This is a genomic window from Pasteurella multocida (assembly GCF_900187275.1).
GTDB lineage: Bacteria > Pseudomonadota > Gammaproteobacteria > Enterobacterales > Pasteurellaceae > Pasteurella > Pasteurella multocida.
Window position 1 is genome coordinate 2,152,481 of record NZ_LT906458.1, and the last position, 12,286, is coordinate 2,164,766.

General features: G+C 41.0%; 13 protein-coding genes. All 13 read right to left on the reverse strand.

The genetic code is table 11. From position 1 onward, the window contains the following. Nucleotides 1-19: 19 nt before the first annotated feature. A complete protein-coding gene (locus CKV69_RS10035) occupies nucleotides 20-979 on the reverse strand; it encodes a tripartite tricarboxylate transporter substrate binding protein (protein WP_005724546.1) in 960 nt (319 codons plus the stop codon). Between the two features lie 129 nt (nucleotides 980-1,108). Further along, nucleotides 1,109-2,200, reverse strand: a complete 1,092-nt coding sequence (locus tag CKV69_RS10040) for an anaerobic sulfatase maturase (RefSeq protein WP_005752200.1) — start codon at nucleotides 2,198-2,200, stop codon at nucleotides 1,109-1,111. A gap of 307 nt (nucleotides 2,201-2,507) precedes the next feature. Next, nucleotides 2,508-3,812, reverse strand: coding sequence for a polyamine export protein PaeA (gene paeA / locus CKV69_RS10045; protein WP_014668520.1), 1,305 nt, complete (start codon nucleotides 3,810-3,812; stop codon nucleotides 2,508-2,510). A 90-nt stretch (nucleotides 3,813-3,902) separates the two neighbouring features. Then, nucleotides 3,903-4,427, reverse strand: a complete 525-nt coding sequence (locus CKV69_RS10050) for a DUF1523 family protein (RefSeq protein WP_015702690.1) — start codon at nucleotides 4,425-4,427, stop codon at nucleotides 3,903-3,905. Between the two features lie 44 nt (nucleotides 4,428-4,471). Then, a complete protein-coding gene (locus CKV69_RS10055; protein WP_005718583.1) occupies nucleotides 4,472-5,254 on the reverse strand; it encodes a YchF/TatD family DNA exonuclease in 783 nt (260 codons plus the stop codon). A gap of 3 nt (nucleotides 5,255-5,257) precedes the next feature. Beyond that, complete coding sequence (locus tag CKV69_RS10060) at nucleotides 5,258-6,241, reverse strand: DNA polymerase III subunit delta' (RefSeq protein ID WP_014668519.1); 984 nt, start codon at nucleotides 6,239-6,241, stop codon at nucleotides 5,258-5,260. A 4-nt stretch (nucleotides 6,242-6,245) separates the two neighbouring features. Beyond that, on the reverse strand, nucleotides 6,246-6,875 hold the full coding sequence (tmk, locus tag CKV69_RS10065; RefSeq protein ID WP_015702691.1) for a dTMP kinase: 630 nt from the start codon (nucleotides 6,873-6,875) through the stop codon (nucleotides 6,246-6,248). Between the two features lies 1 nt (nucleotide 6,876). After that, the gene (gene mltG, locus CKV69_RS10070) at nucleotides 6,877-7,923 is read right to left on the reverse strand and encodes an endolytic transglycosylase MltG (protein ID WP_015702692.1); all 1,047 of its coding nucleotides are present in this window, start codon (nucleotides 7,921-7,923) and stop codon (nucleotides 6,877-6,879) included. A 132-nt stretch (nucleotides 7,924-8,055) separates the two neighbouring features. Beyond that, nucleotides 8,056-9,288 (reverse strand): phosphoglycerate dehydrogenase, encoded by a 1,233-nt coding sequence (gene serA / locus CKV69_RS10075; protein WP_005718573.1) that lies wholly within the window; start codon nucleotides 9,286-9,288, stop codon nucleotides 8,056-8,058. 17 nt (nucleotides 9,289-9,305) lie between these two features. Beyond that, nucleotides 9,306-9,965, reverse strand: coding sequence for a ribose-5-phosphate isomerase RpiA (gene rpiA / locus CKV69_RS10080; protein WP_005718572.1), 660 nt, complete (start codon nucleotides 9,963-9,965; stop codon nucleotides 9,306-9,308). A 151-nt stretch (nucleotides 9,966-10,116) separates the two neighbouring features. Continuing rightward, nucleotides 10,117-11,265 carry a radical SAM family heme chaperone HemW gene (gene hemW / locus CKV69_RS10085; protein WP_170349461.1) on the reverse strand — a complete coding sequence of 383 codons (1,149 nt, stop codon included), beginning with the start codon at nucleotides 11,263-11,265 and terminating at the stop codon, nucleotides 10,117-10,119. 5 nt (nucleotides 11,266-11,270) lie between these two features. Then, nucleotides 11,271-11,594: a YbjQ family protein gene (locus CKV69_RS10090; RefSeq protein WP_005718569.1), complete on the reverse strand. Its 324-nt coding sequence runs from the start codon at nucleotides 11,592-11,594 to the stop codon at nucleotides 11,271-11,273. A 9-nt stretch (nucleotides 11,595-11,603) separates the two neighbouring features. Further along, a complete protein-coding gene (locus CKV69_RS10095; RefSeq protein ID WP_015702694.1) occupies nucleotides 11,604-12,284 on the reverse strand; it encodes a hypothetical protein in 681 nt (226 codons plus the stop codon). Between the last annotated feature and the right edge of the window lie 2 nt (nucleotides 12,285-12,286).

Genomic DNA, 12,286 nt, shown 5'->3' on the forward strand with positions numbered 1-12,286 from the left:
CTATGCTGGCTATTGTGGGTTATTTAACGAGTTTAGAATATTTAGCCGCTTTATCCATGGTGGAGTCAATATAGGCTTTGACTGCTGCGCCATCTTTGATATCTAAACGGATACCAATATTTTTCGCGGTTTGTTGTAGTTTTGGATTTTCTAAGATGTTTTTAAGAGCTTGATAGTTTTTATCAATGATCGCTTGGTCTGTGCCGGCACGAATAAAGACAGCACAAGTGTTGATCATCCAAGTATCATAGCCGTGATCGACAACACTGTCTAAGTTATACACGTCATCAACCAATTTTTTCTCATCAAAGGCCACGACCGCTTTTGCATTTCCTGCTTTGACGAATTCTTTTGCTAAAGAGGCGTGTGTTGTTGCAAAATCAACTTCCCCTGAAATGACAGCGGTTAAGGCTTCATTCGCACCGTCATAAGGAATGATTTGGTATTTTGCCCCCATTTCATTGAATAAAGCGGCAGATTGTAATGCTTCAGAGGAGTTTGTACCGTTGGTCGCAATTTTGATTTTTTTCCCTTTTGCAATGTACTCTTTTAAGCTTGGGATACTGTCTACTTTTGTTCTTGGATTGGTGACTAACACAAAAGTGGAAGAGTAAATGTTAATGACTGGTACGAAATCTTCAAATTTGTATGCCACTTTCATTGTTAAAGGTGCAATAGCAAAGCTCCCTTCACCCCCTAAAATTAATTTGTGTGTGTTTGGTTTTTCTTTTGTATATTCTGTTAATGCGACTGCACCACCTGAGCCCAGAATATTATCTGCCAGTAATGGTTGACCATATTGCTCTTTTCCATATTCCGACATCGCACGGTTAATTTGGTCTGCAAGTCCGCCTACCGCCCAAGGCGTAATAATTGTGACGGGGGCTGTTGGCCAATTTGTTTGCGCCATAGAATTGATTGAAACGAGACCTAATAAACCAATTAAGCTCGCTTTAATTGCGGATTTCCACGTTTTCATTTCACTTCTCCTTATATTATGAGCGGTTAAATAAGAGGGTATTTTTGAAAAGTTGTAAATAGCATATAAAAGAAACACCAAAATGAGTATGATTATTGTCATATCTGTAGGGTGAACTGGATCACAAAATCATAACAATCTTTGTTTTTTTGTTAAAAAAATGGCTAATTTCTTCAAGTAAGGCGACATATGGCTTAATGCACTGTAGTAAGACTCACATAAAATATTATGTGCTTCACCGAAACCTTGTACTGTGCGATGCTTAGGACAGCCTCCATGACAAGCAAAGTAGAATTGACATTGCTGACATTTATGGGACACCTTTTGTTTATCTGCGCCGAATTTTTGTTGTTGTGCGGAATAAACAATTTGTTTGAGTGGGGTTTCAATTAAATTACCGATTTTATAGTGAGGATACACATAGTGATCGCAACTAAAAATATCGCCGTTTTGTTCGACGATCATTTGATCACCACAGGTTTTACGGAAAATACATAAACTCGGTTGCATGCCTAAAAACGCCATGAGCCACTGCTCAATAAACTGCACCCCAATCTTACCAATATCATGCGCATACCATTCGTCAAAAATCTCAATCATAAATTGACCGTATTCTTTCGCCCCCGCTTGCTGTTCCCATTCACCCATTAAAGGGATGAACTGCATATACGTCGAGCCAATTTGTTTTAGAAATTGGTAAACTGCTTTACCATGTAACACATTTTGTTTATGGACAACAGTGAGGGTATTGAAAGACACGTTGAAGGCAATCAGATTTTCCAGTGCATGCATGACCTGATGAAAGGTGCCTTTTTGACTTTTAGTTACGCGGTACACATCATGCAAATGTTCGGGACCATCAATAGATAAGCCCACTAAAAACTGGTTTTGTTGCAGAAATTGACACCATTGTTTATCTAAGAGGACACCATTAGTTTGTAGGGCATTATAGATTGTTTTACCGTTAGCATATTTTTGTTGGAATTCAACGGCTTTTTGGTAAAACGCAATGCCCGCAAGTGTTGGCTCACCACCTTGCCAGAGAAAAGTGACCTCTTTTTGTGGGGCAAGTTGTAAATATTTTTTGACATACGCTTCAAGCATGTCATCACTCATCGCGCGTTGCTGTAGATGTGGTTTTTCGAGATAGAAACAATATTTACAATCTAAATTACACAATGAGCCTGTTGGCTTTGCCATTAATTGAAAAGGAGTTTGCATTACCACCTCAATCCGAGAAAATGAATTTATCATACAAAGAGAACGGACATTTTAATATGATAGTGATCATAACAACATGAAAAAACTGTCGTACTATCAAATGACGCTGTTTATGCTTTGTAGGGATTTTTTCTTTTCAAGTGAGAAATAGTCTCAAGGGATTGATCTCAGGAAATGGGGAGGAAAGGCATTTGGTGGTGGGATTTTTCGCTAACCTACGCCTTTCGCCCTGAGTACTGCAACAAAACACTTAGATCGGATAAGAATTATGATCTATTTGTTTCTGTTGCAGTGGGAATGTGAGCATTTAAGCGGTAGGGTCAATGTCCTTTCTGAGAGAAACTAACAGTTGGTCAATTTTCACATTTTCGGTATCAATAATTTCAAATTTGTATTTATCATACAATACAAAATCGGTTTTTTTCGGAATCTTACGCAGCATATACATCATAAAGCCACCGATTGTTTCGTAATTTTCTTCGCCCGGAAAATGACTTAAATTGAGGGCGCGCATGACATCTTCCAAGGGCGTTGCACCATCAATCAACCAAGAGTCTTCATCACGGCGCACGATTTGTTCTTCTTCATTCGACACTAATTCACCCATAACAATGCTCATCACATCATTTAAAGTAATAATCCCGACCACCAGTGCGTACTCATTAACAATCACAGCAAAATCTTCCCCTGTCGATTTGAATAATTCAAGCACTTCAAATAACGAGAGCGTATCTGGAATAAATAGGGCTTTACGTAAAAGACGACTGTCTGTTAATGAGACCCCTTTTTCAACTTGGAGATACATTGTCAGTAATGTGTGCGATTCTACATAACCGAGAATGCGATCTAAGCCGTTATCACAAATTAATAATTTAGAATGCGAATTGTGCGTGAGGGTATCTAGCACGGCTTGGCGATCAAAAGAGCGGTCTAAAAACACAATATTTTCACGCGTTGTCATCGTTGAAGTGACTGTACGTTGTTGCATCTCAAAAATATTTTCGATCAAATAATGCTCTTGAGCATTAACAACCCCAGCCTCTGCTCCTGCCCCGACAATCGCGACGATATCTTCTGGAGTCATATTTTCTTCACGTATGGTCGAAATTCTAAAGAGCTTAAAAAAGCCATTGGCAATAGAATCAAAAATCATCACCAAGGGTTTGAGTAAGAAAATACAGACAGACATAATACGTACAGTACGCAGTGCCACTTTTTCAGGATTAATCATCGCTAAACGTTTAGGCACGAGATCCGCAAGCAGCACAAATAAGGTTGTGACTAAAGCGAATGCCAACCAAGAGGCGGCGCTATCTAGCCATTCGACACTGACGTGTTGGGTTAAGACGAGGGCTAAGTAGGGGCGAATCGCACTTTCGCCAATAATTCCACCTAAAATGGCGACCATATTTAAGCCGATTTGGACAACGGTAATAAAGCGTCCCGGTTGGCTTTGTAGCTCAAGTACTAATTGCGCGCGAGCATCACCGTCGTTGACTAAACTTTGTAGTTTGATTTTTCGCGCACCGGCGAGTGACATTTCAGCGGCTGAAATCACCGCACTGATAATGATCAGTATGCCTAAACTTAGAATTGCTTCAAATAAACTCATAAAATATCTCTGTTTTGAACGGTAAGGGAGGCTAGGAAGAAACAAAACGTGGCTTAATGTGAGATTAAACCACGTGAGAGAAAAGAGGCGCTAGTTTTCGCTATCAAACCAGCCACGAATGAATTGGACTGAAAAGAAAAGCGTAATGAGTAATATAAAATACAAAATGTAGGCGAAAATTGGATGTGATGGTGAGGCATGTTCATCCATTGCTTTAATATTGAGCGCATTACGGAATTCATCAAACATCACTAAACGCCATCCATAGTATTTAATTTGTACTTTCTGTCCTTCTTTAATTAATGCTTCTGCCTCAGCATGTAAATTGGCTGAGCCAAATTTGAAATAGAATGGGAAACCCCAACGCGTGTCCTCATTGCGGTAAACCATAATCTTGCCATCTTGGTTTTGTGTATTAATAAAATAGACGTCACGGGTTGGACCATCGGCTGGATTGGCTTTCGTGATCGGACCATCTTTATCGACCCGTTTCACCTCGACCCCCGTCACTTTAGTCACTTCATAACTTGGTGTGACGAAATTCACGGTTGCGAATAAGACGAGGTGAAAAACAAAAATCACCGTCAGAAAAAAGTATTTAAAAAATTTTCGCATCGTATTTCCCTTAATAAGTATTATCCACCCAGTATATAGTTGATTTATTGTACATTAATTTTGAACAAACGTTCAAAGTTTTGTGTAGTGAGTTGGGCAAACTCTTCAAAAGACACGCCTTTTAATGTCGCCACATACTCACAGACTTCGCGTACATAAGCAGGTTGATTTTGTTTGCCACGATAAGGGACTGGCGCTAAATAAGGGGAATCTGTTTCGATTAATAAACGGTCAAGAGGTACACGGCGTGCCACATCACGAATTTCTTCTGCATTTTTAAACGTGATGATACCCGACAGCGAAATATACAGTCCTAAATCTAAGCCTTTTTTCGCCATGTCCCAATTTTCAGTAAAACAATGTAATACGCCACCGCACTTATCCGCATGGTTTTCAGCCAGCAAACGAATGGTATCTTCTCGGGCACTGCGAGTATGCACAATTACCGGTTTATTCAATTGGTTAGCAATTTGAATTTGGTTGGCAAAAATCGCCTGTTGGGTTGTTTTATTTTCTGCGCTGTAATAGTAATCTAATCCGGTTTCACCAATCGCGACAACTTTGGGATCATCAGCTAATTTCAACAGACGATCGGCATCAAATGGCTCATCATCCAGATCGAGGGGGTGTACACCACATGCTAAAGAAACATTCTTAAATTTAGCCAATGTGGCATAAATTTGCTCAAAACGAGTTAAGGTAACCCCTACAGCAAGTAAATGTTTCACTTCTCTTTCCATGGCTTTGTTAACCACGTCATCAACACTGCTGTGTAAGTTTTCATAATCCAGTGCATCAAGATGACAGTGGGAATCGACAATAAACATATTTTATCCTTCAAATACATCGGTAATTAATTGAGTGAGACCGTCTAATAAGATGAGTTCTTGGTTGACGGCATTAATTTGCGTTAAATCGGTACGTACTTTCTGTATGATGTGTGTGGCATGAAGTAATGCCTGTGCGCTTTGTTGTTGACTTAATTGCAGTACGCCAGCAGCGAGATCCTGACATAACCAATCGCTTTTAATCTGTAATTTTGCTTTGAGAGCATCACTTAAAAAAGCGAGTAACCAGTCAAGTTGGTGGAGGAGAATGGCTTTATCAAAAAAAGGTAACAGTTCTAACGGAGAACGTTTCCGATAAAATAGCCAGAATTGACGCAAAAACTCACGACGTTTTTCCAATAAATCTTGTTGTAGTACCGTTAAGGCATGCAATGGTCGCCCATAGCTAATACGAAGTGCGGTCTGGATTGCTGCAATTTCTTGTGTCGTTTGTTGCTGTAACCAAACGATCGCACTGGTTTCAGCTGGGAGCGCCAATTTTTGCGTTTGGCAGCGACTATAAATCGTCGGCATCACTGAGTCGGATGCTTCTGCGTATAGCAGAAAATAAGTATTTGGACGTGGTTCTTCAAGGGTTTTTAACATCGCATTGGCAGCGGCTTCGGTTAAACGCGAAACACCCAGCACATAGATGATCTTATTGCCTCCTTGTTGGGCATGTTGATTAATTTTCTCATTCACTTCACGCACTTGATCCACACCAATATCTTTATTTTCAATCGGGGTCAAGGTATAGATATCAGGATGAGTTTGGGCTTGAAACAAATGACAATGATGACATTGTTGGCAAGGTTGTTGGTTTTGCGGTTGCTGGCAAATGAGCCAATGACCTAAGGCAAATAATAGCTGTTCAGTGCCTAAGCCTTGCTCGGCTTGAAACAAGAGCGCATGATGCCCATGTCCTTGTTGGAAGGCATCAATACGTTGTTGATAGTAAGGCAACAGCCAAGGATACAATGTCATCATCTGTTTAATGTGTAGTCAACCAAGTCTCTATCGCACTTTCCACATCTTCTGCCACTTTGCTCATCGTCTGGGAGGCATCAATGGTCACGGCTTTCGGGTTATGGCGCACCAACTCTTGGTAGCGTTGGCGAGTGCGGTGGAAAAAATCCAAATTTTGTTGTTCGATACGATCTAAAGCCCCACGCCCTTTTGCGCGGCTTAAGCCGAGGACGGGATCGATATCTAAATAAAGGGTTAAGTCGGGTTCAAACTCACCTAAAATAGTTTGCTTGAGGGTATGGAGCAAATGTTGATCGAGTTGGCGTCCTCCGCCTTGATAGGCTTGTGATGACATATCATGACGATCACCAATTACCCACTTTCCTTGTGCTAAAGCAGGTTTGATCACATTCTCGACCAATTGAATACGTGCGGCATACAACATGAGGAGCTCTGCTTTGTCGGTCACGGGTTCTTCTGTTTCATGTTTAATCAGCTGGCGTAATTTCTCTGCTAAGGGGGTTCCACCAGGTTCTCGCGTAAATACAATGTCATGGATACCATGAGCATGCAATGCACGCACTATGCTATCACGTGCCGTTGTTTTACCTGCACCCTCAATGCCTTCAAGTACAATAAATTTTCCTGTTGTCATATTAATTTCCATTTTTTTGACTACGATACCAGCGTAAATACTGTTGTACGGCACGATTGTGTTCAGCCAGCGTTTTGCTGAATTTATGTCCGCCAGAACCATCGGCAACAAAGTATAAATAATCAGTTTTTTCTGGTTTTGCCACCGCGAATAAAGCACTTTCACTCGGCATCGCAATGGGGGTTGGCGGTAAGCCGCTAATGATGTAAGTATTATACGCAGTTGGGGTTTCTAAATCTTTTTTACGGATATTGCCATCATATTTTTCGCCCATACCATAAATCACAGTGGGATCTGTTTGTAAGCGCATATTTTGTCTTAAACGATTGATAAACACGGAGGCAACTTTCCCGCGTTCCGCTTCAATCGCAGTTTCTTTTTCCACAATAGAGGCAAGAATGAGCATCTCATAGGCATTCGCAAGGGGTAAATCAGCATCTCGTTTTTCCCATGCCTGTGCCAGAACCTTTTTCATCCGCTCTGACGCACGTTTAAGTAATGCAAGATCCGTAGAATTGGGCGTGTAGTGGTAAGTGTCTGGATAAAGCCAGCCTTCCACTTTTTTCCACTCTTGAATTTGTTTTACGTCGTGAGGTAACTCTAATAACGCAAAAATGTCGGCTTCCGTTTTGCCTTTTAAGCTTTGTACTAAGTGCGGTGCTTTTTCCAAATTTTTTCGCCAATTCGCAAAGTTATCACCTTCAATAAATTGAATGCTGAATTGGGCTTCTTTACCTTGATTGAGTACATGAATCAAATCTGCGACGGTATTGACCCCTTGCATTGAATACGTTCCCGCTTTGATTTTATTGAGTTGGGGATTTAATTTAAGCAAGTAAGGGAGCAAATTGGCGTTATCGAGGATCTTCTCTTGTTCTAAAAGCGTAGCAAGTTTATTGCCTGTGGTGCCGCGTTCGACGGTTAAAAGCTGATCCGCTTTGACGTTGACCGGCGTGTCCATAAATTGCTGAATATGTTGGTAAGCAACAAACAAAATCCCTAACCCCACGAGAATGAGCAGGAAAAACGAAGTAAGCCATTTTTTCATCGATACGAATTATCCGTCCACAGTAAAGTCACAGTTTGGCGATTATAGCATAAAGCTGGGCAGAAATTGATAAGCCCTAAAAGACAAAATGCGATCTGAATGATCGCACTTTGCATGAGATGAAGTCTATCACTAGTACAAGACGCGTGCGCGAATCGTGCCTTCAATCTCTTTTAATTGCGTTAATAAGCTGTGTGTGTCTTCTGTCTCAACATCGATTACGACATAACCGATCGCTGGGTCTGTTTGTAAATATTGTGCGGCGATATTCACGTTAGCATCCACAAACACTTGGTTAATCTTATTGAGTACCCCTTGTTTATTGTGGTGAATATGTAATAAGCGTTTAGTACCAACATGTTCAGGGAGTGACACTTCAGGGAAGTTGACCGCAGAAAGGGTAGAACCATTATCTGAATATTTGACAAATTTACCGGATACTTCTGCACCAATGTTTTCTTGTGCTTCTGACGTGGAGCCACCGATGTGCGGCGTAAGAATCACATTATCAAAAGCACGCAACGGTGAAACAAATTCCTCTTGAATGGAGGCGGGTTCTTCTGGGAAGACATCTAAGGCTGCGCCACGGATTTTGCCAGCCTCTAAGGCTTGTGCTAAGGCATCAATATCTACTACTGTTCCTCTTGCCGCATTAATTAAGATGGCGCCTTCTTTTAATTGTGCGATGCGTTCTGCACTGATGAGGTTTTTGGTTGAGGCATTTTCAGGCACATGTAATGACACTACATCACAGCTAGACAGAAGTTCTTCTAATGTACGTAATTGCTGCGCATTGCCTAATGGCAATTTATTCTCGATATCATAGAAGAATACGCGCATCCCGAGTGACTCCGCAATAATACTTAACTGTGAACCGATATGCCCGTAACCAATGATACCCAGTTTTTTACCACGTACTTCATGTGATCCATTGGCTGATTTATTCCAAATCCCACGGTGTACTTCGGCATTGGCTTGGGGAACGTTACGCATTAACAGGAGAATTTCCCCTAACACTAACTCTGCTACAGAACGGGTATTTGAAAACGGCGCATTAAACACTGGAATACCACGTAATTTTGCTGCTTGTAAATTGACTTGGTTAGTACCGATACAGAAACAACCAATCGCAATTAATTTTTGTGCATGGGCAAGTACTTCTTCCGTTAAGAACGTGCGTGAGCGGATACCCACAAAGTGCGCATCTTTAATGGCTTCTTTTAATTCATCATCATCTAAGGCTTTTTTATGGTATTCAATGTTGGTATAGCCAGCATTTTGTAGCACTTCCAATGCCGTTTGATGGACACCTTCTAATAAGAGAAATTTAATTTTAGATTTATCTAAAGACACTTTGGTCGTCATGTTTGCTTTCCTTTTTGTTATTCAATGACTTTGGCACCTTCAGGCGTGCCGACAATAATAATATCTGCTGCGCGTAGAGCAAAAATGCCATTGGTGACCACGCCCGGCACATTATTTAATTCTTTTTCCATTTCAACAGGATTCATAATAGCAAAATGATAGACATCTAAAATCACGTTACCATTATCTGTAACAACACCTTCGCGGTATTCTGGTGAGCCACCTAAGGCGACTAATTTACGCGCCACTTGGGAGCGCGCCATTGGAATCACCTCAACTGGTAAGGCGAAAGTTGAGCCGAGCACATCAACTTGTTTACTTGTATCAACGATACAAATGAATTTTTTTGCCAACGCTGCCACAATTTTTTCACGGGTTAGTGCGGCACCTCCGCCTTTGATCATCATTTTCTGTGGGTTAATCTCATCGGCACCATCGACATAGATATCAAGGCTTGAAACCTCATTGGCACTAAACACTTCAATCCCTTGTTTTGCTAATAAGGCTTCTGAGGCTTTTGAGGCCGCCACCGCCCCTTTAATTTGATCTCGCATACTCCCTAGCGCTTCAATAAAACAATTGACTGTTGAGCCACTGCCTACCCCAATGATTGAATCGGGCTTCACGTATTGCAGTGCGGCTGCCGCAGCCATTTTTTTCATTTCAAGTTGATCCATGTTGATTCCTTTAAATTGCAAATAATCCTGTTTAACGTCGTGCTAAAAGCAATGTAGCACGACATCTTTTGATTGATATATAACTTGCGTAATCGTTTGCGCATGGTGTAATAACGCCTTACTTTAATCTTATTCAAGCGGATTAACAAGCCTATTTTGGTAAAAATTCTGCTAACAATTCATTTAAAAATAACTTGCCTTGTTCGGTCACTTGCCATGCAACTTCCGTTTCAACAAGATATTTTTTGGCTAATGCCCATTGAATTTGTGGCTGAATACTTTCTTCACACAGTCCAGTGAGTCGGGTGAAATCTGTTTTGGGGACCGCTTCTAATAAACGAAAACGGTTCATAAAAAATTCAAAAGCCAGATCTTCTGTGGCAACGGTTTTTTCTTCGTACAAATAGTCCCCACGCATATAACCTTTTGGATGTTTGGTTTTTGAATAACGTTTAATTTCGCCGTTGGGTTGTGTGATTTTACCATGTGCACCACAACCAATTGCTAAATAATCACCAAAACGCCAATAATTCAGGTTATGCCGACATTGAAAAGCGGGTTTCGCATAAGCAGAGGTTTCATATTGCACATAACCTGCCTCCGTTAATAGTTGATGACCTTGTTCAAAAATATCCCAGAGTGCGTCATCATCAGGCAAAACGGGCGGACGATAGGCAAACATCGTATTAGGTTCAATAGTGAGTTGATACCAAGAAAGGTGGGGAGGCTCGAGCGCAATCGCTTGTTGTAAATCAGAGAGCGCTTCTTCTAAGGTCTGGTTAGGTAGCCCGTGCATCAGATCTAAATTAAAACTTTTTAGCCCGGAAAGTTTGGCAAAACCAACCGCACTTTTGGCTTCTTGTGCATTATGGATGCGACCTAAACGTACTAATTTATCATCATTGAAGCTTTGAATACCCATTGAAATGCGGGTGACACCTGCTTGGACATAACCTTTGAAACGTTCTGCTTCGGCTGTACCGGGATTAGCTTCAAGCGTAATTTCAATGTCGGGTTGAAAAGGGAGACATTGTGCAACGCCAGATAAGAGCGTATGAATTCCTTCCGCAGAAAATAGACTAGGTGTTCCTCCCCCAATAAAAATCGAATGGAGAGAACGATCTTGAATACTGTCTTGAAAACATTGCCGATCTTGATGTAGATCTTGCAATAAGTGGGCAATATAGTCTTGTTCAGGAATATGTCCTTTTTGTGCATGAGAATTAAAATCACAATAAGGGCATTTTTGTACACACCAAGGAATATGAATATACAGGCTTAGTGGGGGAAGGCGGTTTATATTCACTAACGTACCACCACGGCTGTTCCACTTGCCACAATCATAAACATACTTTTGCCTTCACCATTGATTGATGTGTAATTGACTTCGACACCCACAACCGCATTGGCGCCTAAACGTTTTGCCTGCTGTTGTAATTCTTCTAAGGCTTCTTTGCGAGCACGCGCAATTTTGGACTCGTATGCCCCAGAGCGTCCACCAATGATATCAGTAATGCCCGCAAAAAAGTCACGGATAAAGTTTGAGCCAGCAACCACTTCACCGAATACCACCTCTTTGTATTCAATGATTTGTTTTCCCTCAATGCTTGGCGTCGTGGTAATAAGCATAGGTATTCCTTATTTAAGTTGGTCTAACAGTGAAAAAAGTGCAGTTGGTTTTTGTTTAATTTCAGCTGCCATTTTGTTGGCTAGTTTTTGTGCTTGTGGCCAATCAGCCCGATTGAGGACATCGCCACTGCATAAATACTCCATATCTTCTTTATTGATATCACCATGGCGCAAATTGTTATACGTTGCTAGAGTGCAGGCCTTAATGGTAGAAAATGCTACACCATAATTTTTGGCTAGCCGACTGTCACCGTAAATCCAGCTTAATTGGGCAAGTGCCGTGTAGTTTTCTAATTCTGCGGCTTGTTTGAGTTTGCTCACAATCAGCGCGTAATTTTTAGGTTGCTGTTTATCTAATTGATACACTTCATCGAAGATTTTTTGACTCCCATTTGGTGCCAAGTCTTGTAATAATCTCGGATCATATTCTGCCAAAATATCGTCTAATAAATCTTGCGCAACGTCGTATTTATTATTGGCAGCTTGCTCCAACCAGTAGAAAAAGTCACTTCGTTTTAAGTGTGCCATATCAGTAGTTGTCTGCAAACTCATGGCTAAATCATACTGTGCTTCTGGATTGCCTTTTTGTGCCTCTTTTAGTAATTCAATTTGCTCAGGTAAATAATCTAGTCCATAAACTGTGTGAGATAAAGTAAAGCTCATTAAAAATAGACCGCACTTTTTCCACATAA

Bases quoted from the DNA above. Each gene is read 5' to 3' on its own strand.
- CKV69_RS10035 (WP_005724546.1), bottom strand. From the start codon at position 979: ATGAAAACGTGGAAATCCGCAATTAAAGCGAGCTTAATTGGTTTATTA.
- CKV69_RS10040 (WP_005752200.1), bottom strand. From the start codon at position 2,200: ATGCAAACTCCTTTTCAATTAATGGCAAAGCCAACAGGCTCATTGTGT.
- paeA (WP_014668520.1), bottom strand. From the start codon at position 3,812: ATGAGTTTATTTGAAGCAATTCTAAGTTTAGGCATACTGATCATTATC.
- CKV69_RS10050 (WP_015702690.1), bottom strand. From the start codon at position 4,427: ATGCGAAAATTTTTTAAATACTTTTTTCTGACGGTGATTTTTGTTTTT.
- CKV69_RS10055 (WP_005718583.1), bottom strand. From the start codon at position 5,254: ATGTTTATTGTCGATTCCCACTGTCATCTTGATGCACTGGATTATGAA.
- CKV69_RS10060 (WP_014668519.1), bottom strand. From the start codon at position 6,241: ATGATGACATTGTATCCTTGGCTGTTGCCTTACTATCAACAACGTATT.
- tmk (WP_015702691.1), bottom strand. From the start codon at position 6,875: ATGACAACAGGAAAATTTATTGTACTTGAAGGCATTGAGGGTGCAGGT.
- mltG (WP_015702692.1), bottom strand. From the start codon at position 7,923: ATGAAAAAATGGCTTACTTCGTTTTTCCTGCTCATTCTCGTGGGGTTA.
- serA (WP_005718573.1), bottom strand. From the start codon at position 9,288: ATGACGACCAAAGTGTCTTTAGATAAATCTAAAATTAAATTTCTCTTA.
- rpiA (WP_005718572.1), bottom strand. From the start codon at position 9,965: ATGGATCAACTTGAAATGAAAAAAATGGCTGCGGCAGCCGCACTGCAA.
- CKV69_RS10090 (WP_005718569.1), bottom strand. From the start codon at position 11,594: ATGCTTATTACCACGACGCCAAGCATTGAGGGAAAACAAATCATTGAA.
- CKV69_RS10095 (WP_015702694.1), bottom strand. From the start codon at position 12,284: ATGTGGAAAAAGTGCGGTCTATTTTTAATGAGCTTTACTTTATCTCAC.